The organism is Clostridium sp. AN503, assembly GCF_040719375.1.
Taxonomy (GTDB): Bacteria; Bacillota; Clostridia; order Lachnospirales; family Lachnospiraceae; genus Brotaphodocola.
Window position 1 is genome coordinate 2,527,846 of sequence record NZ_JBFDTP010000002.1, and the last position, 23,150, is coordinate 2,550,995.

Annotated in this window: 10 protein-coding genes; all 10 read right to left on the minus strand. The window is 50.7% G+C overall.

What is annotated here, in order from left to right:
* Positions 1 to 34: 34 nt before the first annotated feature.
* Positions 35 to 1,582: a ribosomal protection-like ABC-F family protein gene (gene abc-f, locus AB1I67_RS19225; RefSeq protein ID WP_367031737.1), complete on the minus strand. Its 1,548-nt coding sequence runs from the start codon at positions 1,580 to 1,582 to the stop codon at positions 35 to 37.
* Between the two features lie 317 nt (positions 1,583 to 1,899).
* Positions 1,900 to 3,528: a sensor domain-containing diguanylate cyclase gene (locus AB1I67_RS19230; protein ID WP_367031738.1), complete on the minus strand. Its 1,629-nt coding sequence runs from the start codon at positions 3,526 to 3,528 to the stop codon at positions 1,900 to 1,902.
* Between the two features lie 21 nt (positions 3,529 to 3,549).
* Positions 3,550 to 4,443, minus strand: coding sequence for a radical SAM protein (locus AB1I67_RS19235; RefSeq protein WP_367031739.1), 894 nt, complete (start codon positions 4,441 to 4,443; stop codon positions 3,550 to 3,552).
* 278 nt (positions 4,444 to 4,721) lie between these two features.
* Positions 4,722 to 5,348 (minus strand): flavodoxin family protein, encoded by a 627-nt coding sequence (locus tag AB1I67_RS19240; RefSeq protein WP_367031740.1) that lies wholly within the window; start codon positions 5,346 to 5,348, stop codon positions 4,722 to 4,724.
* A 28-nt stretch (positions 5,349 to 5,376) separates the two neighbouring features.
* Positions 5,377 to 7,524, minus strand: a complete 2,148-nt coding sequence (locus AB1I67_RS19245) for a prepilin-type N-terminal cleavage/methylation domain-containing protein (RefSeq protein ID WP_367031741.1) — start codon at positions 7,522 to 7,524, stop codon at positions 5,377 to 5,379.
* Between the two features lie 76 nt (positions 7,525 to 7,600).
* Entirely contained in the window at positions 7,601 to 7,966 is a 366-nt protein-coding gene (locus AB1I67_RS19250; RefSeq protein WP_367031742.1) for a hypothetical protein, read from the minus strand.
* Positions 7,963 to 8,592 (minus strand): hypothetical protein, encoded by a 630-nt coding sequence (locus tag AB1I67_RS19255; RefSeq protein WP_367031743.1) that lies wholly within the window; start codon positions 8,590 to 8,592, stop codon positions 7,963 to 7,965. The genes AB1I67_RS19250 and AB1I67_RS19255 overlap by 4 nt, the downstream gene beginning before the upstream one ends.
* Before the next feature lie 56 nt (positions 8,593 to 8,648).
* Positions 8,649 to 20,288, minus strand: coding sequence for a prepilin-type N-terminal cleavage/methylation domain-containing protein (locus AB1I67_RS19260; protein ID WP_367031744.1), 11,640 nt, complete (start codon positions 20,286 to 20,288; stop codon positions 8,649 to 8,651).
* A gap of 91 nt (positions 20,289 to 20,379) precedes the next feature.
* Positions 20,380 to 21,432 (minus strand): type IV pilus twitching motility protein PilT, encoded by a 1,053-nt coding sequence (locus tag AB1I67_RS19265; RefSeq protein ID WP_367031745.1) that lies wholly within the window; start codon positions 21,430 to 21,432, stop codon positions 20,380 to 20,382.
* Positions 21,433 to 21,464: 32 nt separating this feature from the next.
* On the minus strand, positions 21,465 to 23,147 hold the full coding sequence (locus AB1I67_RS19270; RefSeq protein ID WP_367031747.1) for a GspE/PulE family protein: 1,683 nt from the start codon (positions 23,145 to 23,147) through the stop codon (positions 21,465 to 21,467).
* Positions 23,148 to 23,150: the final 3 nt, after the last annotated feature.

The following is a 23,150-nucleotide window of genomic DNA, read 5'->3' on the forward strand; positions in this document are numbered from 1 at the left end:
TCCGTTTTCTATCTTAATCGTTCTGTAACGCGGGTTAACACCGTACGATCTCCAGGACCTCCGTCGATACCTTTTCGGTAAATGTCTCATCATGCTCCACCAGGATCATGGTTGGCTGGAATTTCAAGATCAGCGCCTCGATCTGCATCCTGGAGTACACATCGATAAAATTCAGCGGTTCATCCCAGATATACAGATGCGCCTGCTCACACAGGCTGCGCGCGATCAGTACTTTTTTCTTCTGCCCCTCGCTGTAAGTCTCCATCGGCTTGTCAAACTGCTCCCGCGAAAAATCCAGTTTTCTGAGCAGGGCATAAAAGAGCTGTTCCTCCACATCATATTCCCGGGCATATTGGCTCAGGCTGCCGCGAAGATAGCTGGTATCCTGGGAAACGTAGGAAATCTTCATGCCCGCAGCTTCCCATAGCTTTCCTGTACAGGACAGCGCGTTCTCTGATCTACCGTGCGGTCCGCCGTCCCGCCCCTCGTCTGCCCCCGCCAGGATCAGCCTGATCAGACTGGACTTTCCGCAGCCGTTCCTCCCCTGAAAGGACACCCGGCCGCCCCGTCTCAGTTCTAAGCCCACCGCCCGGCATACCGGACTGGGCGGTTCCCCGTAGCATGCCGCCACCTGTTCCAACACCACCAGCCTGTCTGAATGGTGTGTCAGCGGGAACAGCTTTAGATCCTCCACAGACTCTGCATTCTTTAGAAGGTCCTGCTTCTCCTCAATAGCAGCTTCCTGCCTCCGCTCCAGATTCTTCCTGCGCTGCTGCATACGCCGGGATTTTTCACCAATATACGCACGAGTCCCGATAAAGGTCTTTGCTTTCTTCGGACACCACCCGAGCTTCGTGTCCTCCACCTTGTCCGCCCAGTCCCGCGACTGGCGCGCCGCCGACTGAAGCCGCCTGATATCTTTCTTCAGCCGTTCATTCTCCCCCAGTTCAAAAGCATCCTGTCTCTGCCGGTTCTCATACCAGGAAGAGAAGTTCCCCTTCTGTACCTCAATATCCTCCCGGTTGATCGCCAGGATATGATCCACGCATCCGTCCAGGAACGCCCGGTCATGGGACACCAGGATAAAACCTTTTTTACTGTTTAAATACCGGCTGACCAACTGCCTCGCCTCGCGGTCCAGATGATTGGTCGGCTCGTCGATCAGCAGAAAATGCCCATCGCGCAAAAACAGCGCCGCCAGCAGTACCTTCGTCTGTTCCCCATTGGACAGGGTGGAAAATGGACGGTAAAGGACATCCTCCGCCACCTGCAGCCTCGACAGCTCCCGGTCCAGCTGCCAGAACGGCGTATCCCCGAGCACCTGCTCTAAAACCTCCCGCGTTTCCCGCTCCTTATCCTCCACCTGGAACGGAAAATAGTCAAATTCCACGCTGGAGCTGATCCTGCCGGTGTACTCAAGCTCCCCCATAAGCAGTCTTAAAAATGTCGTTTTGCCCCGTCCGTTCCGTCCCGTAAAACCCAGCTTCCAGTCCGTGTCAATCTGGAATGAGACATGCTCAAACACCGGGGCATAGCTTCCCTCATAAGTAAATGATAAATCCGTTACCTGGATCAATGACATATGCATCCCTCCTGTCAGAATACCGGCCGCAGGCCGGAAAACAACTGCAAGAATCCGCATCCCGCCGCCGTATCCTCCCAGGAATCCACCGGTACGCCCTCGTACCTTACATACTTCCTGCCATGAATCCGAAAAATTGCGTACAAAAAAAGAGGCGTGGATGAAATAACATTCTTGCAAATCAGGCATAACAAAAACTGCAGCATCCGCCGCATGATTCCATTATGCAGTTACATCCGCAAGAACTGTTATCTCATCCTTCCACCCCTTTCTGGTTTCCATTTATGGTGTAAGTCTATCACAATGCATACCGCTTGTCAATCCATCGGAAGCTCCGCCGCGGCAAATCCTCCGTTGTGAGTCTTCTTTGCCTCATAAAGCGCCGCATCCGCCGCTTTTGCCAGCGCAGTATAATTGTCCCCCTGTCTGGCGACAACCGCCCCCGCTGACAATGTGATAGAAGGCATATTGCGCTTCTGCGCCTCTTTCATCAAGGTGCTGTTAATATCCTCCATGATCCGTTTTGCCACCTGGTAATCATCCGTGCTGCATACAAAGATGGCAAATTCATCTCCGTGCAGGCGCGACGCAAGGTCTATGGTCCGGATACGTCCTATGATCATCTGTGCAGAAAGCTTGATGACCTCATCTCCCGCCTGGTGCCCGAAATTATCATTCACAGCCTTAAAATGATCTCCGTCGATCATGATCAGGATCCCTGCCTCCTCCGGCTCCATGGACTCCAGCAGCTCGCCAACCCCTTTACGGAACGACTTGAAATTCATAAGACCCGTCAGGTCATCGATCGCCGCAGCCTTTTGCGCCGCGGACAACGCGATCTCCAAACGCTTCTGTGTCTGTCCCAGTTCCACGTAGGCAGCTTTGAGTTCACGGTTTTTCTGCTCCTTGCTCACCCGCCCCAGAATATAGACCAGAAGGAGTTCCAATGCCAGAAGCGGCAAAAGCCATACCTGCACAGTAGCTTTCAGCATGGTCCATACCGGGACAAAAATAAGAAAGCGATATCCTTCTCCATTCAGAAAATATCCATAATTCTGCCTTCCATCCAGATTCACACGCATTACTTTTCTGTCATTTTCAAGAAGACTGTGCAGATCCTGGTCAAAATCCTCACGCATGGAAAGAAATGCCGAGGCCGACACCAGTTCATCCTTGAGCTTATCTGTCTTCTCGCCGACATTTACAGCAGAACGGTTCAGCTGTTCCTCCAAATCCGCCACAACCGCCCTGGCTTCATCAAGGGATGATGTGAGGCTCCCGCCCAGATAGCTCTCATTGCTGCTGCCGACAATCGTGCCATTGGCATCAAATATCATCAACTGCTCCCCGTCAAACGTTTGCAGGTCCGCCACAAGCCGCTGGATATCCCCCATCTTGATATCATAGGCAAAAACAGTCTCCCCGTCCGGCTGGAGCTGTGAGATGGTAGAAAGGATATAATGGTTGGCATAACTCATATAAGGAGGCGTGAATACGATCTCTCCCTTTCCCGCCACCGCATCCAGATACCAGGGGCGCTCAGTTGGGTCATACCCCGTATCCTCATACTCGGAATATGGGGTATTCCAGCTGTATAAATATCTCCCTTTATAATACATATATAAGCCATCAAAGGTATCACCCTCTATCGCCATCAGCTTCGGGTCGATTCCCTTTAAATAGTTCCAGATGTCATCCGGATCCGGCTTATTCTCAATCTCGCCTGCCATCATCTGTGCAAAAAGCTTGAAGGAATGACGGTAATTGTCCATCACCTCCGACACATTTTCCTGGCAATCCGCCCCGTGATCAAGAAAACTCTTCTGCACATAATCTTTCTCCCTGCCTGCAATCAGCAGAATGGCCAGGATATTAACAGCCAGAAATACAGCTGCAAAACGGAAATATCTGACCCGGTCATTTTTCTTCCCCTTTTTACTCCCCATGTTCTCCTCCGGATTACCGTATTATATATCAAAAAGACTCAGCTGTTCCATCTCGTAGCCACGCTTATACGCGCAGATGATATCCTTCATCCTGTAAAGGATCCCATATTTCTCACACTCTGATGCAAACAGTTTATAAAGTGATGACGCCTGCGGGCTATGGCACTCATACTGGTTCCGGTAACGTGTCAGATACCGGTCCTTCAGTCCCTGTCCGGGAAAGAGTTCCTCCAGCCTGTCCAGATACCATTCCCGCTGGTTGTTCCTCAGGGTCATTCCAAATGCCCCAAAGATGAACCTGGCTCCTACCTCATGCGCTCTCCGCACGATCGCCAGGACATTCTCCTCCGTGTCCTCCAGCCACGGCAGGACCGGCATCAGAAGGATGCCATGGAAGATCCCGTGACGGCTCAGCTCCTCCAGCATGGCAAAACGCTCCGAGGACACCGGCGCTCCCGGTTCTATCTTGCGTGACAGCCCGTCATCCGCCGTGGTGATCGTCACCTTGCAGAGCACCGGGGAGTGTTCCTTGATCCCCTCCAAAATATCGATGTCCCGCAAAAGCAGCGTGCTCTTTGTGGCAATCCCTATCCCAAACCCAAAGGCATCCACCAGTTCCAGCGCGTGCCGGGTCAGAAGAAGCTCCTTCTCAAAAGGATTGTACGGATCACTCATAGACCCGGTCCCCACAACCCCGGTCCTGACCTTCCGCCGCAGGTCGTCCCGGATGACCGAAAGCGCATTCTCTTTGGCCCGCACCGTGTCAAAATCATCAATATGATAGCAATCTGAACGGCTGTCGCAGTAAATGCAGCCATGGCAGCAGCCACGGTATATATTCATATTGTAATCCATGCCGAACCATCCGTTGGATTTCGTCTTGGTCACAATGGTTTTGGCTGGTATGTATTGCATGGGTGTCTCCTCTCCAGTGCCTCCTGTCAAAAATATAGGACCCAGGCGCTCACAGAATATTTCCTGCGAATCCTCCTGCGTCTTGTATGATGCACATTCAAAAGTATTGCTCCCTTATAGTATACTGAATTTGAGTGTCAACTGCAAGTAATAAGTGTCTTTTTTATGTAAATTTATCCTATTTTTTGTAACTGCTAAAAATATTTGCAAATAGTAAACTGTAATCTAAAGCTTTGTATAACAAAACGGAACCAGTATTTCTACCGGTTCCGTGCCTCTCATCTGATAAAATTGGTCTTTACCTTTTTCTCTGTCTGCGGATATGAGATCCCGGCCGCTTTGCCCGCCTCAATGCATTTGATCATCCACGCCATGTTCTGGCCGATGCCCCGCATGATCTGCAGGCCCTCCAGGTCCTGCTTCACCTCTTCCGGCGTGTTGCCGTGTACCATATTCCAGTAATTGGACGATACCACCGGCATCCTAGCTATGGTGAAGTACTTGTTGAGTACATCCAGGGACGCTGTCGTTCCCGCCCGTCTTGCCGATGCCACCGCTGCTCCTGGCTTGAACGCAAATGCTCCGCCGCCGGAATAGAACAGCCGGTCCAGGAACGAAAGTATCCTTCCGCTGGGATGCGCATAGTATACCGGCGTGCCGAACACAAAGCCGTCCGCTTCCAGAGCTTTTTCGTGCACCTGGTTTACCAGGTCGTCATCGAAGACGCATTTCCCAAGCTTTGCACAGGCTCCGCAGCCAATGCAGTCGCGGACCGGGTCCTTGCCAAGCTGGATGATCTCGGTTGTGATGCCTTCTTTTTCTAATGTTGCCGCTACCTCGGAGAGGGCGGTGTAAGTGCAGCCGTGCTCGTTGCCGCTGCCGTTGATGAGTAGTACTTTGGACATGTGGATGTTCCTCCTTTTTGTAATCATATTATTTTTTGTATTTGATTTTTATCTCTTCGCCGTCTTCATTTTTGAAAGAGACTTTCTCCAGTCTTTTCGGATTATCATCTTCGTCGAATTCTATATCAATACTGTGGATCCCATTTATATACTCCTCCGATGCTCCCGCATTTTTTAAAATGTACTCCAGGAATATCCGCCTGTCTTTTTCATTTGATATATCGTCTTCCTTGATCTCAATGATATTGTCCTTATCTATTCCCTCCTGCCCAACCAGTTTTTCCTGTAATGTTTTCTCAAAATCTTCCCTGTTGGTTCCACCTGCCACTGCATACTTTTCTCCATCTAATTCAAATATCTTATATGCGCCGGTCAGGTACTTCTCTCCCCAAATTTCAATCTTATTCCATCCTTCGTTAAAGAACCGGAATATATCCTGTGCGATCTGATTTTCAAGATTGGTTGGTTCTCGTTCCGTTTTAGCCTCAATCTCAATCTCGATATTGGAACCTGCCGGATGAAACGGAGCATCATTGCCCCCTTCATTCATGGTGTATTCAAATGTATATTGACACCCTTCCACATGATCAAGCTTCAAAGATGCAGACCATACTTTTGGCGAATAACCTGAAAAGGTTTTTGGACTCAACCATATCGTATCACCGTATTTTCCACTGGCAAGCGTATCCTTCGCCAATAAAATATCACCACATTTGTAGTAAATCGTATATGGCACGTCAACTGGATCACAGGGTATTCTAACTTCGTACCGTTTTGAATCTCCCCATCCACCTGCAGTTAGCTGGCATTTCCCATCTTTAAGAATAACACCATTATAATTCTTTTCCTCTACTTTATAACCATACAGCTTATCATACGGCACATCAAGAATTACCGTTTCATCAGTCCGGATACTCCCCTGCAGAACAGCCAAATCCTCACCACCTGTTCTATAGAAAACGATTCTATAGTTATTTACAAATGGCTCATAATAAAAGACGTATTCGTAATTATCTTTTGTGTATTCCGTCTCGACCCACCACTGTCCGTTAAGATTATATCCATCTATATCTACTGCCTCAAAAGTTATCTTATCACCGTAATTTGCGGAAATGACCCTTTTCTCCCTTATCTCCTTCCCCGTATAGGCAGATTTATAATAGATAGTGAATCCTACAGCTGATTCTTCTGCTCTATTATAATACAATGCAAAACGATTGTCTTTCTCTGTCATGATTTCTTCACGAATGGTTATCCCCAGCAGATAATCATATGAATCATCTTCATTAAATATATATCCGTCTATATCTGGAATTTCATCCGGTTTAAGGTATTTCTTTTCGTTTGGATATGCAAGTCCAACATTATCGTTCTGGTATATCACCTGATTGCCATAGTAACATATTACCCCATATGGGATTGTCGGTTCCTCAGTACCACCGCCGCCTCCGCTCCCATCATACTTGATCACAAAATGTTCTGCTTCCACCGGCGGCGTATCTTCCGGCATTCCAAACTTGTCCGGACGAACCCCCAGATATTTTTTAACCTGTTCCAGCTTATAATTATAGCACTCCGCATACCGGGAAGACCGGTAAGTGAAGCCTGTCCGGTCATTGTGGATTTCCAGATCAATACGGATCACATTGGGATGATTCTCCGGGTCTTCTCTTGAAAAGGTCAGTCCGCCTTCCGTAATGCGATAGCCCATATAAACGCCATTATCAAAATGCCAGTTCATCTCCGGAACTGTTTTTGAAGCACCGGTAATCGCAGCTCCCACCTCGCCCCGGACCGTCTCATAATACCGCAGGCACAAAGCGCCGTCCGGCTCCGCATAGATTGCCAGAGGACTTTTACTACGGTTCCACATGGTGATCCACTCAGAACCAGAGCCAAAATCCATGTTCCCGTCTTTTCCCAGCCAGATGTAATATCCTCCGTGATCAGACGCAACATCACCCTGCATATGGGGCTGCTTTGCAGCTGAGATTTCACCAGCTATCTTATCCAGGAGGATATCACTGACAGTAACCGCGCTGGATACAGACTGCATCCGCGTAAACAGCCTGAGGCTGGATGTCAGCACAAAAGATGCCGCGGTCATGAAAAGACCGATCAATGCAAAGGCTACGATCAGTTCCACCAATGTGATACCAGATTTTTCCTTCCACACCTTAGACCACCGCTGTCTCCACATGCCATCCGCCTCCCTTCGTCATGATTTCATATTTCTCGTTTCTGGACTGCTTTCACGGCTTTACTGCATTCTCTACCTCATACAATCGGATCTCTGAACTTCCTCCAGCCACACTTTTCGTATGGGTTCTAACCTTCGCCTGTACCTCAAAGCCATCTCCGGTATCCGCCCCGTCCTTGGTCACCCGCTTAAACTTAAGCACGGTTGCGTCTTCGCTGACCGAATCAGCCTTTTCCAGAAAATAGTCGCCTGCCAGCTGATGATATTTCACCATCGTGTCTGTAGACCGGTTCATCATCCTCCCTGCCAGTCCCATAGCCTGGGAAAATATTCCCATGAACAGCACCAGGATCACAAATGCAACCATTACTTCCACCATAGTGGTTCCGCTGGTCGTACTTTTGTTTTCCTTCATCATACTTCCCCGCCTTCCCACACATTTTCGTCAAAAGCCCATTCCCAGGAATAGTCTTCATTGACTAGATCAAGCTTGATGTTTTGCGGCCTATAGGTACTTATAATTGTACTTGCCTCCTCCCCAACCATGCAGGTCACCTTAACATACAAGGTTACTTCATTGAATTTCTCACTGCGAACAACAACATCATCAGTCACTACACGATCCTGTTCTTCCGCCTGAGTCCAGTACATCTGAACCATGGTTTTTGTGGAAGGCATATATTCATTTACCAATTCATAATTGTAAACGCCCTTTGCATCAATCCGAATTTGCTCAATTGTATTGGCGTCACTGTGATACTGAACCCAATCTTCAGAAAACACCGTGTGCAGCTTTCCTGCCAGAGTATCTGTCGGACCACCTTTCTTTGGCTCCGTGGCATAATTCCCATATGTTAAGATCTCATCCCGAAGCGCTTCGGACACAGAAACTGCTGCAATCCGGCACTGCTCCTTCTGATTGGAACGGTTTGCATTCATAGCCAAGACGGATGCGGTCAGAAGCAATGCCAGGCTTAATGCCATAACAAAGATCATCACACACATGACCAGTATCATTGCAGAGCCTTCCTGCCTTTTCTTCATAACCGCACCTCCTTCTACGTTTTTATTGTTTTTTACATTATTTCGCATTGCTTCTGTCACTGGGTCAAATTGTTGCGCAGTTCCCCATCCTCTGAATCCGCTTCTGTTCCAGCCTCTTCTTCATCCCGGTAAGAATGCAGGATCGCAAACCATTCCTGCTCCGGCAGTTCATAATAAGGGCTGACCACAGTCGGATACACGGAAATCTGTTCCGTGTTATAGAGACCGCCGTCGTAATAATACTCCGAATTCTGATACTGCTCCGCCGCATTCCCTTTCAACTGTCCTATGGCTGCATCCGGCAGGGTCAGGATGAATTTGAGTCCATCCTTCTTTTCTTCCACGCGCAGTGTGCAGTTCAGGATCAGGATTCCCGGCTGATCCATCACAGAGGATGTTGCCAGGGACGGAATCCTGTTTTGCGCTGCATCGGACGGAGTCGCATTGCTGTCCGTAGCTCTCTCCGGTGCCGCATCGGATGGAGAAGCTGTCGGGACGTCCGATGTAAACGGAATCATATCCCCCTCCAGGTCGTATGCCACGGAGTACAGGAGCCTCCCTTCAGCCGTCATATACTCTTTTAATCCTTCAAACCTGCCAAATTCATCTCTGGTCAGATCTAACTCCAGCGAATAATCCTCTGCCATATTTCCACCACGAACAGTCAGTTCATATCCGGCCGTCTTCGTATCCTTGTACCGGTAGAACCACTCAACCTGCCTCTGTCGGGCTGTTACCTTACGGGTCAGCACACTCCGGCTCCTGCCGTTTACTGTTGTTTCACAAACGATCGGCTCGGACGTATACTGTGCAAGTGAAACCACCGTTACCGGTGTTACCGGCGGGAGAACAAGCTCATAAGTTTCCTCCGAGAACCTGCAAAGACCGCCCTCATACCTGCCGCTGCTCCCTTTCTTTAAGCTGATTATGCTGGCAAAGTTCAGTTTTACCGTCCGCTCGGTATCCGCTGCCAGTTCAATGGGGAGCCAGACATTCTCCACATACTCGCTCTTACTGGTCTTACTGTTATACGGAACGCTGTAGATCCCTAAAAGATTGTCGTCCTCATCCGTTACGCGCACAAGATATCTTGTTGTGCCGCTAAAATCATCCTCCAGCTCATAAGCAAATCCTGTGTAATTTGATTCTTTCACCAATTCACCGTCAATTCCGGCGCCCAGTCCTGGCTCATCAGAACCGTCTGCCGCCATCTCAGGCATTGGTATCGCTTCTGATATTACCGTAAGCTTGTTATCCGTCCTGCCCGCTGCTGCCCAGTCGGAATCATAATAAATCTGATCACTCACACCGCTGGAGCCGGGTTCATTTTCTGCCAGTGACTGGATCAGGATCTGCTCTGTATATTCCAGACTCACACCTTCCGGAAGTTCGATCTCACCCCCTGACGTTTCGTCAATGGATTCTGAATCCGGCAAGACAAGTGAAATCACATTCTTACCCGTCTTCTCATCCCGCGCTGCCTTTATATACGCCTCTACCTGCAATGTATATCTGCCGTCGTCGGTCTCTACGACAGGTATGATTTTTTTGTATGGAAGCGCTGCCGGGTCTCCTCCGATTGTCAGATGGATACTTTGTACCTCTGCCGTCCCGTCATCTCCATCAGCCGCAACCGCGTCTGAAAGTTCGGATGACTGGTATTCCACCGTGTAGCCGTTTCCGTCATCATCCAGCACCAGCTTCATCTGAATCACATCAGATGCCACCATTTCCGCATTCGATGGGGAAGCCGTCCGCTCTGCAGTCTGAGGTGTCTGGATCAGATTGATCTGGTAGTCGTCCGCATAGTCCACCGTAGTAAAGGTCACCACATTCTGTACTGCTGTCACAGAATACCGGCTGTCAGGCTGTCCATTCATCAATAAATGATACTCGTGATTCTCTGTTCCTACGGATTCTTCCAGTTTCACCGGTTCTACCTGAACTGCCGGAAGCTGGAACAGACGGTATGGCTCTACCTTTGTGTGGTTCTTGATTGACGTCCCGTCAAAATATTCCATATCCACATCATCTTCTGTCCACAGAGAACTGATACTGTTGTCGGAAACGCCTCTTAAGATCACCCGAAGCCATTTACCTGCATATTCCGCAGGAATGCCCGTCACCTTATAGATGCAGTCGTCCGTCTGCTCACTCATATATGTGCGGTTTTCATCGCTCTTCTTCGGCAGGCCCTGGATCTCGCCTACAGGATTTTTATTATTCTCCGCATCCGACCGTGTCTCAAATACCTGAAGCGCGATCTGATACTTCACTCCGGTACGCCGCTCCATGTGCAGGGTGATACAGCCCTTTTCAAATTCCCCGACACTTACCAGCGTTTTTATGTCAGCAGTCATATTGGGCGAAGAGTCGCTGTCACTGCCCATATCCGGCGCCTCCAGGCGGATCGGAATATCGGTCTCCAGCGCTGCGCTGGTGATACCGTCCCGATAGGTATTCTTATCCGCTCTGGCAATGGCGGTAACTGTGATACTGATCTTCTCACCCTGGTAAAAGTATTTGTCCCCATCAGCAGATGCGACCGGTTTTGAAAAATCCAGATACATTGAACTGGCTGCCATATCATATTCCGGTGTATAACCTGTATAAACAGTCCCCGAAGTCTTACCGGCAACCACAACTTCATAGTGCCGGAACGCCTCTTTCTGGTCTGCCTTTTCCTGCGCAGTCAGGTTCATCCTGTCAATCCCGGTCCAATTGATCACATACTCCAGGCCATCCTTCTGGATCTCGCCATCCACAGTCCTGTTGGAGATCGAAGGCTTGCCGATCGTTGCCAGGCGTTTCCGCAAAGGATATTCCTTTGTATAGGTAGCCGGGAACTTATTTGTGATTCCGCCGGTACCGGTCTCTCCCAGACGGGTCAAGGTCACGCGTACTGAATCATAGGACCAGTTTGCTGAATTTGCTGTCCACGTATTGTACTCCGCCCTGTTCTCCGTCTTAAAACCGGCATTGGTCACAATAGGCGTGATCTGTTCCGTGACGGTCCCTGCTTCCGAGGTCTTCCGGCTGATCCCATCTACGGACAACATGTACTCCGCTCCAATCTTATACTGATTTTCTGCGGTTCCGTAGGCAGGCGTGTCACCATCCACATAAGCCTGGTCCCAGGTGAGGGTAAAATGATCTGTCGTCTGGTAGTCACCATCCTCCCAGACAGTCTCCCCCTCGCTGTTTTTTATTGTCCGCGCATTGACGTAAGCGATCGGCTCCGGCTGTATCCCTTTTCCGTTCAGCTCCGTATCCAGATCCACCGGATGATAGAATACCTGGCGGTACCGGTAGGTATTCTTCTGTCCATTATTGGTGTATTTCCAGTTATTATTATTGTTTTCCCCATCATTGCTGGCTTTCACCATCTCACGCAGCAAAGTGTTGTAATACAGCGTATACTCATCGTCTCCAGCATATTCGATCACATATCCCGGCTGTAAGGTCTTCTTGCCGCCATTCTCACTGACCAGCATCGGGTCCGAAGCCTTCTTTCCCAGTTGTCCGCCTGTTGTTACCTGAAGATCTGACAGTTCTTCCAGAGACATTGTCTCTCTGCCGTCCGGCAATCTGACCTGCCAGCCCTGGAAGAAAATATCATTGCTCATTTTAGTCGGATACATCCGGATTTTAACGTTGTCGTAGATATAACCGCCGCCCGCAGCCTCCGGTTCCTTGTCAAGAAAATCATTTGGAAGGCCAATCAGGACGATCTTGCTGGTCAGCGTCCCTGCCGGTGATGTTCTGGTAAACGGCGATACAGAATAAGCCACAGGAATTCCCAGAGCGTTCTTCGTCGCCACAAGCTCCGTCCGGTAATTAAGTCCCCATGGATCAATAGCCGTCAATGTGGTCTGATAATAAAGGCTCGTCATGGTATCGCCGAAAAATCCTGTTTCTCCGGAAGATTCCAGTCTGGCATTTGCCATCAGCACGGATGTGCCGTTTCCATTAACATACTGATTTTTGGAGGGAAGCTCTCCCTCTCTGATGCCCTCAGCAGAACGGTCAAATCCATCAACCGTAGTGGATGCATAGGCAACCAGATAGCGGTTTGAATTATCATAGCCTGCCAAAAATTCATAACCGCCGCTGGCATTCAACAACGCTCCCTGCTCTACGGTAAATGTTTTCTGAGTTCCGTCAACCTTACTTGAACCTTTCATCAGCCATGTATTGATCACAATCCTGCTCAGGTCCAGTTCAGGATATTCCTCTTTCAGTTCTTCATATTCACTTTTATTGTCCAGGATAATGCGGTAGCATTTATCCTGATCCAGCCTTGACAGTTCCCAGTGCACCCGTGGGATCGGGAGCGCTATGCCAAAACTAAGTTCTGAGTGCTCAGACCAGTCAGAAATGCTTTCTTTTCCTTCTGTTGTCCTTACAACCGCACGTACCCGGAGCTTTACTCCGTCTGCCGCCACCCCGCCATAACTGTAATCTGTAAGGATATCAATGGAGTTGGTATAAGCCGTATAATTGTTTGTCTGACCCAGCTCGCGGATCGTTCCATCCTCATTATTCGCATAGTAGACATACTCTACATAATAATACTGGGCCTGGACGTCGCCCTTCCAGGAGATCCGGTAATGTCCTCCCATAGGTTCCTTCTTGCTGATCTCCGGGCGTTCCGGCACTTTCTCGTCTTTTGACAGGACCATATATTTGTCTGCATTCAGATACAGCTGATACGACCATCTGGAATCATTCTGCCTTTTATCCACATGCGTCTTCAAAAGCAGGTTCTCCAGGGAATTATCAGTTCCCAGCGTATCGATCTTAGCCCCTGATATAATACTGGACGCCGTATAGATATTTCCCTTTTTCTCCACATAGAGCGGGATACCAAACTGTTTGTCTGTATTCTGCTGCGCCGTACTGCTGCTGCCCGCATTGCCTGCAAAGTAATACCCTCCCGCCACAGATGAGGATGCATTCTGAGAGATCGGATATCCTGCTGCCGCCCTGTCTGTCACGCCAAAGCATTCTGTCATCTTAATGGAATTTCCAGAATAATAGATCCCGCCAAAATTGTTGTTTTTGCCGTTCATATTATAACCGTAGTTCCTGCAGTAATAAAAATTAGCTTTCATGCTTCTCGGAAGGCCAAATATACCAGCGCTGCCATTTGTTCCATTCCCTCCGATGAGTCCCGTGTTCACACAGTTATAAAAATTGGCCGTACGCCCTGAATTGTAGGCGCCGTCTGCCTGACCTACAATACCGCCGGTTGGCGTATTTCTTGTTGCCACGCCAATATCCCCAAAGTTCTTACAGTCAATAAAGTTTATAACCTCCGCCAGATTCAGGCCATATGTCATGGCAATGATACCGCCGCAGGCATCATTGTCTGCAATGACTGTCCCGTAGTTTTCACATTTTTCAAAGGTACCGCCCTTGTATTTTAACTGTCCGAGGATTCCGCCGCCACGTGCCAGCGCTTTCACGGTCCCGTAGTTCCTGCAATCATAGAACCTCCAGGAGCTGGTGGTCGCATTTTCGTTTCTTCCTATGATACCGCCAACGGAGTTTCCTACCATTTTAAATACCCTGGCATGATTGTCACAGTATTCCAGATTCTTTTCTGAGATATTATAGCCTATGATTCCGCCGGTACCATTGTCCTGCTCCTGCTTCGTGGCGCCCACAACCCATCGTCTCCCGGTGACCGCATTGCGGATCGATCCGGTCCTTCTGTTATAGCCTGCCACACCGCCTGTATGTCCGGTACTGTAGATGATGACTGCTGAAAAATCCGTCTCTGCTTTTTCAAAATCTTCTGCATCCGGACCATTATCCACATCTGCATAACCATCCTTCGTATAATACCGGTCCCGGTTATCCTTATAATCCTCCCAGTCATTTACATAGGAAACAGCGCCCTGATTGTAGCCGGCCACTCCGCCTACATGACCAACGCCTTTTTCATGATCTGTCCCTATCCAGACATTTCCCTCGTGTTTCACTCCGCCCAGGGTAGATGTAAAATATTCCGATCCGCCTGTATAGAGTCCTTCCAGGCTGTCTTTGTTCCCAAACAGGACATGGCTGATCTCGGAATCCGTGCCATTGACGCCCGCAGCTCCACCCACGTTGGTCCGGTTGGTCGCACTCCCGATCCCGTTGACACGCGCCATATTGATCAGACAGCGGTTGATTTTGGCATCGCTCCGCCTTCTGTCATCGCCATTCACCCCTGCGATACCGCCATAGCCATAGATCGCACTGTCCGTCTGCTCATAGTCATAATTGGGATTATACTCCGGAGCATTCCCCGGATCATTAGCCGTTCCATGGATAAATCCATTAAACTCATAGGATTCAATCGTACCCTGATTGACACCGGCAACGCCGCCCATGTTCCCATAATAACTCTCAGACCGCTCCGCAAATCCAAGCTCCGCCAGTACCACAGTAAACGCCCGGTCTCCCCTGTTATCCTCATCGATACCCAGGATCGTTCCATTATCTTCATTTTTGCCTGCTTCTTCCGGGAAACGGTTGATACCGGCTACTCCTCCCATGGAAACGTCTGCGGAATTGGACTTCAGGATCACTGCGTTATCGTCATTCTCAAGTGTGTAAGCATCATCTGAATTTGCCTTATTTTGAGTTCTGGCAGTATGTACCGCTTCCATAACCCCTTTGGTAGCCGCCTCATGCCAGTCACCGTATTCAAACTTGCTGTTCTCGTTTTTTGTCTGCTCCGGCTCCCAATCCACACCTACCGTACAGTTCTCGATCATGCCCAGATTCTCTCCGGTCACGCCGCCCATATACCCTTCTGCGGTAAAGGTTTTATTCTGCAGCTCCAAAGCCAGGACCGCACAATTTTCAATCACCGCATCCGGTTTGTTCTTGGCTGTAATACCGCCCACATACTGGTTGCCGCTCAGCTCCATCCTGTCTCCGCTGGCCGTGCTGTTTCCAGCGCTTCCGCCAACTCTGGAATAAGAGATCTTTCCATAGTTTAATGCTGCGATTCCGCCGCTGTAGCCATTCCCGCCGTCCACGATCCCATAATCCACGCACTTTGTGATCGTTCCAAAATTGACGGCTGTAATGCCGCCTGCCGCGGAGCTAAGCAGATCATCATCCTCTGCCTCGATGATCCCGCTGTCTTCATTTTCTTCGGTCTCTCCCGGAAACAACTCGATATCATCATCGTCGCCTTCTGTCAGGGCGCTTATGGCGCCAAAATTCCTGCAATTTTGTATCACCGAGCCGTCTGTGCTTTCACCCGCGCCGCCGGAAGCGGCCTGGGAAACCCACGCGGCGATCCCGCCTGCGAATCCCTGCTCTGCCTGGACCTCCGCATAGTTATGCATATTCTGCAGGCTGGCTTTTCCTTTTTGTACACCAATGAAACCACCCACATAACTATGGCCGATGACACTGTTGCCTTCCATATTTTCAATCACCTGGTCCGTGCTGCTCCCGGCCATGGCTACCGTCACAGTCCCCTCGTTGGTTCCCATCACACCACCCACACGCCGTCCGCTTCCGTTGATATTGATATCAATGCTCACGCCTTTGTCCCAGGTCACACTGCTGCCTGCAAACCCATAACCGGCTACACCGCCCGCGTCCTGTCCGGTGACTTCGATGTAACAGCCCTCTGCTGCACCCACGGACGGATTGATGATCTGACCGTAGTTTTCAGAAACAAGACCGCCGATACGGGAATTCCCCATGATCATGCCGGACACACTGCAGTTTTCTATGATTCCCAGATTGACGCCAACCAGTCCTCCGATATAGTCACGGGTCCCATCTCCCAGGCTTCCCGCCCTGCAGTTCAGGATCCTGCCTTCGTTTAGTTCCGCCAGGCCGCCTGTATACGTACCCTGAGAGCGCACTTCGCCCACATCACGGTTCTTGCAGTTTTCCAGAGTGACATTCTGAGCCACCCTGCCGATGATCCCTCCCGCATAGGAGTAAAGTTTTGTATTGCCCTCCAGATCCACTCCAATCGTCACATTATGAGTGGTTCCATCCTGGTCTGTGACAGTACCGGACTCCTCGCGCTCAATATAGGCAGTGGCTTCCACCAGCGTGATATTTTCAACATTGCTGATCTCAAGAATGGTGGAACTCTGGTTATAGCCCACCACGCCGCCCACATAAACCAATGCTGAGATATTTCCCAGCCTCGCCTGGGTATCCAGGATGCTCTCATCGATCACATCTCCGGTAATGGTCAGCTTGTTGACTGTATTCTCATGTCCGGCCAGAAGCTGTTCCAGCGGCAGCTCCAGATTCTGAAGCATGTCGCTGATACCTGTAAGGCTCATATCTTCTGTGATCTCAGGCAGCGTTCCTGCCGTACATAAGAGGTTGACAGCCTGATCGATCGCTGACGCTTCCGTGTCCGCCTTCAGCAGATAATTATAACCGATAAATCCGCCTGCAAATGCTCCTCTGTCTGCCCGGAGGCTTCCAAGGAAGTTATCTGCCTTAAACCTGGCTGTTATATCCTGATCCGTAGGGATCAGGTTCGCGCCGATGATCCCGCCTGTGAAATAATCGCCCCTCACTTCATTTGGGTTAGAATAAACCCGGGTGTCAAATACACTGGCGTCTGCATTGAGCCCGATAAAGCCGCCGACAAATTTCTCCCCTTTGATATAACCGCCGCGCAGCTCATAGTGGTTGATCCTGCCGCCTACATCATTATAGCCAGCGATCCCGCCCACAAAATTCTTGCCTGATATGACGCTGACCGCAGAAAGGATACTGCTGTCGGCAGCATTCAGCCTCCCGTCGATCAGGCCTGCATTATAACCTGCAATACCGCCTGCGTACTGAGAATCCGTTGTCACCTGCGCTGAGTTTTTGATCTCGTCGGAGTAATCCACATCGCTGTTGCATCCCCGGATCTGCCCCAGATTATATCCGGTAATCCCACCTGCATAATCCCCGCACGCAATGATCGCGCCTTCATTGACCCAGTTGCTGATATAAATATCCTCCGCATCCTCCGCAGGTTTCCCGGCCGCCGCGTTGGCCTCTGCCCTGGAAAGGATCCTGGCTTCCCGTTTATCATCCTCCCACGCTCCGACCGCATTGCATCCGACAATGCCGCCCACAAAATCCATACCGATGACCTGAGTCTGGTTGCGTCCCCGGTCTCCACCGGTAATACCTGTGGTCCCCTCATTAAAACCGACAATACCTCCTACATACTTTTTGCCGATCACATATCCTTTGTCACCAGCTGTCTCACGCAGGGTATCGCAGTTCTCAATGGCAGCTCCCCTGTTTAGGCCCACGATACCGCCCACATAGATGCCGCTTAATTCCGTCGGTTCCCGGTCCTCTCTGATACTTGCTTCTATATCAGCCAGGATTTCCTGGACTCTCTCCGCTTCAAATGAAGGAGAGCTTGTGCAGGTGTCAAATCTAAGTGCAGCCGACCCCACTGCTGAATCTGTCAGCTCAGCATATCCTGCAATACCGCCAATATAATAAGAATCTGGATCTGGGACGCCCGTGCTTTTATCTACACCGGAAACTGCTCCATAGTTAGAGCATCCCTTTAAGGTAATGCCCTGTTTTTCCGCCCGCAGGCTGCCCGCAATGCCGCCCACATACAGATTGCCGGTCACTTCTGCGCGGTTCACAAGCCCGGTGAGAAGGACTTCCCCGACTCCCGCTGTTTTTTTGCTGCCTGTATCGACCGCGCCGAAAATTCCGCCCACATGACTGTCTCCGCTGACCCTTCCGCTCTGAACCTCCAGATTGGAGAGGCTGCCCTGATTCAGACCGCAAAATGCACCGGCAGCGCCCATCTTATAGACATCATCTGCATCGATATGGCTTCCGGAGCTTACTACGATGCTTCCCGGCTCAGCGCCGCGTACCTGTACCGCTTCCATCACCAGGTTTTCGATCACACCCTGATTCAGCACAAATAGACCTACTGTATTTTTCGGGACGATGCTGCCCTCCACCACAGTCGGCACATTGGTGAGATGAAGCTGAAAATTCTTCAGAGTATGAGCCGCTCCGCTCTCTGTAGTCGTCAGGCATGAATTCCTGCCAAGGCTCAGCACCGGTCTGAAATTGACCGCAGCCCTCTCGTCTTCCGGCAGACTGTCCAGGCTTTCGGGGACCACCGGAGAGGCCGTACCCTGATAGACAACTCCGCTGTTGACAGTTGCCGTCCAGTCTAAGTCTGCCAGCAGGCGGTATTCGGTGCTTACCTTTTTTCCACCGGAAACCGGATACTTCTTTTCATAATAACGGATATTATTGAACTGTCTTGTATTTAAGATCGTACAGACGCGGTTCACCTCTGTGTCTGTCTCTTCTTTTTGGAACAGGCCAAAATACTGGTGTTCTGTATTGCTCCGTTTGGGCTTGGTGGTCTCATAGACTCCCGGCCGCATTCCACTGACATAAATGTAGATATTCTCTGCATCCAACATCAGGCGTTCCACCGAGGCGCTGTAAAACATGTCTGTCGTGTCTGCGCTCTCATCTGCACTGATATCGACAGCATCCAGAGTCAAAACGATCGTCCCGTCCGTCTTGTTCACCTTGACGGGAAAACTCATAGCGGTATTCCCTGCTCCAGTCCCGTCATCGACCGTTCTCCAGTGCTCCGTTCCATCTGGATCTATGGATTCCAATACCTTGTATAATGCATTTACATAATAAAAACCATTCCCGGCGTCCTGGACATTAAGACCGGCATCTGCTGTTCCCAGCGTGATGTTACCCAGCCTGGTCTTGTCATCCTCTCCATCCGCCCGGTAAATATCCAGGCTGTAGAACATTTCCTCCAGCGCTTCTGAACCTTTCTCCCCTTTCAGGCTGACTGACCAGGAGAGGTTTAAAGTATCCTCATTATTCAATCTTACATTGTTGATGATCGGTCGGCGAAGATCGTTATCTGTACCTACCGAAAGTGTTTCCACACCATAATACCCAACCTGTTTCTCCCGCCTCTGTTTCACTGTTCTGCCGTCCTTGTCGATGGACGCAAACATCGGATCCAGCTCCGATGAATGATAGGTAAAGCCTTTCAGCCTGGGATTATAGAACGCAGAGTATACCTGCGCTACCTTTGGGTTTGGATCAAATTCAATACAGATAGCTGCATCCAGGATACTTTTATCTGCTATGTATGGATCCAGCATATCAAACAGAGCCTTCAGCCTTCTGCACTCCACAAGCGTGCGGCCCGGCTTCAGGGCGCCGCTCTCGACAACGTCCTTCAGCTCTTTTGTAGTCTTCCCTTTCAGGGCATTGCGGTATATCTGATAATCGCCTTTTTCTGCCTTCAGATAGTACACCTGACTCGTCTGCGTAACCTTGTTGTTGGCGTCTGGCTGCCACAGGGAACTGTCATCGATCCCTTCCTCACTGAGCAGGTATCCCGTCTTTTCTTTTCCATCATTGGTGATCTCATTTTTCAGGGCAGTGAGCTGTCCCCGCTCCCCATATTGGGTCAGCTGGATCTGCGCCGCCGTAAATATACTTTTTGCCGCCTCATTATTCTGTTTGAAGTCCGCATGCTTCTGCCACCCGACCAGGCTCATCACCGCCACAGACATCAAGATCCCCAGCACAACCAGGACCACGATCAGCTCTACCAAAGTAAAGCCGCCGTTGCCCTGGGATCTTTTCCATATGCTGTTTTCTGTCTTCCTTTTATGGCTGGCATTCATATGCGCACTTCCTGTATCTATTTCTTTCTGCCGCTTTCACTGCATTTACTGATGATCTCTGCTGCTTTTCCTCTTCATTCCGCCCGTGCATCTACGCCAAAAACTGCTCCAGATCCCTCTTGTCATTGGAATACTGGTAAGCGTACTCCCTGCTGATCACCCCTTCGCCCGCCAGCCTTGCAAGCTCGCTGTTTAAGGAGTGCATCCCCAGCGCCCTGCCGGACTGCATCACGCTGCCCAGCTGGTGGCACTTGTTCTCACGCACCAGGTTCATGGCGGCATCGGTTCCCAAGAGGATCTCCGTGGCGGCGATCCGGCCGCCGGTCTGCTTCGGGATCAGGCACTGGGTGACCACCGCCTTCAGTACTCCTGCAAGCTGGGTCCGCACCTGGTTCTGGCTGCCTGTGGGGCAGGCGTCGATGATGCGGTCGATGGTCTGGGCCGCGCCTGTGGTATGCAGGGTGGAAAGGACCAGATGTCCGGTCTCTGCCGCCGTCAGGGCCGCAGAAATAGTCTCGTAGTCGCGCATCTCTCCCACCAGGATGATATCCGGGTCTTCACGAAGGGCGGAGCGCAGCGCGGACGCAAAGTCAGTCACATCCCTGCCGGTCTCCCGCTGATGGATCAGGGCCAGCTTCCGCTCGTATACGTACTCGATCGGGTCTTCTATGGTTATGATATGCTCGGCGCGCTTCTGGTTGATATAGTCGATCATGGCCGCCAGGGTGGTGGATTTACCGCTTCCGGTCGGACCTGTCACCAGGATCAGCCCGCGGGGTTCCTCCGCCAGCTTCTGCAGTACGGACGGAAGTTTTAACTCCTGCAAGGTGGGGATATGATTGTTCAGGAGTCGGATGGTTGCCGCCAGTTTATTCTGCTGACGGAACACATTGACTCTCTGACGTTCGCCGCCCGGCAGCTCCACTGAAAAGTCCAAGTCCTCTCCTGCGTTCAGCCTCTCCGCCTGCCCCCCGTCCAGCATGGACAGGATTGCCTGGGCCGTCTCCGAGGCGCTCATTTGGATGGGCGCCTCCAGTATCGTCCCGTCAATGCGGAACATCATGGGAAGCCCCTCTGAGATATGCACATCTGACGCCCGCATCTGACGTCCTGTTTCGATTATGTTCTGTATGATATCTGCCATTTTATTTCCTTTCCTGATTCATACTGTGCCGCTTACTCGTAATACGCCACCTTCACCAGTTCTTCCATGCTGGTGACGCCCTGCTCTACCAGGGCCACGCCGCTCTCTTTTAAGGTCTTCATCCCCAGCTCCCGGATGGCGTAAACCTTGATCTCATCCATATTTGCTCCTGCCGAGATCATTTTCCGCAGTTCCTTATCCACGTATACCACCTCATGGATGGCAATACGCCCGGAATAACCGGTGTGGTTACACCTCGGACAGCCTACGGGAGCTTTGATCTTCGGGATATCTTTTTCCAAATAATCCCGGCTCTTGTCGTCTGTCTCGATCTCTTTTGCACACTCCGGGCACAGCTTGCGCATCAGACGCTGCGCCACCACGCCAACTAAGGAGTTTGCTACCATGTAAGGCTCCACTCCCATATCCTCCAAACGCACGATCGCAGAAAGGGCGTCGTTGGTATGCAGGGTGGAGAGAACTAAGTGTCCGGTGATCGCCGCGCGGACAGATATGGAAGCCGTCTCGCTGTCACGGGTCTCACCGACCATGATGATATCCGGGTCCTGTCTCAGCAGGGCGCGCAGGCCGCTTTCGAAGGTCATACCCGCCATATTGTTCACCTGGCACTGGTTGATCTTATCTAAGTTCCGCTCCACCGGGTCCTCAATGGTGGAAATATTCACCTGACGTTTTGCCAGCTCATTTAAGATCATGTAAAGGGTCGTGGTCTTACCGGAACCGGTCGGCCCCGTCATGTAGATCAGGCCATTGGGGGAACGCAGCATCCGGTTCAGCTTCTCGTAATCCTCCTGATGCATTCCGAAGGTCCCTGGATAATCGATCCTGGAATTGCCCGCCAGCAGACGGATAACCGCCTTCTCACCAAACACCGTTGGGATCACGGAAATACGCATATTGACCATCTGGTCTTCCACCTTCATGCGGAAATGGCCATCCTGCGGAACGCGCCGCTCTGCAATATCCATATCTCCCAATATCTTGATACGAGCGATCAGGGAAGCATGGAGGCTCTTCTGCAGGTTCACAAATTCCACGATCACGCCGTCTATCCTCATGCGGACCGTGGTCCTGTCCTCAAAGGGTTCGATATGGATATCACTGGCATTGTTGTGGAAAGCACGTTGGATCAGGCTGTTTAACAGGTTGATGACCGGTATATCGTCATCGCCCTCCTCCACATTCAGCTCCTCCACCTCCGGCTGCTGGCTGTCATTGGCTACGGAAGCCGCCTTACGCGCCTTGATCTCCGAGTAATAATAGCGGATTGCATTGTCCAAAGCCTGCCCCTCGCAGAGCATAAGCTGAAGGCTCATTCCCGTTGCCTGGCGCACATCCTCCAACCCGTAGAAATTGAGCGGGTCGTTGGTCAGCACAGTCAGGGTGTCCCCATCCTCGTGTATCCCCAGCATCCTGTATTTCTCCGCCATCTCCACCGGGATCCGCTGTACCGCCTGGATATCTACATGGGCCTGGCCCACATCTCCGATCTTCAGCGCAAGGCGGGCTGCCAGCGCTTCTAACATCTGGTGCTCCGTTATATATCCCAGCTCCACCAGTGCGCCTCCCAGGCGGACGCCGCGGTGGGTCTTTTGATATTCCAGCGCATTGCTGATCTGCTCGTCATTTACATAGCCGTATTCTTTTAAAACGTCACCAATCCGGACATTCCGAAAACCTTTTGCATTGTCCATCTG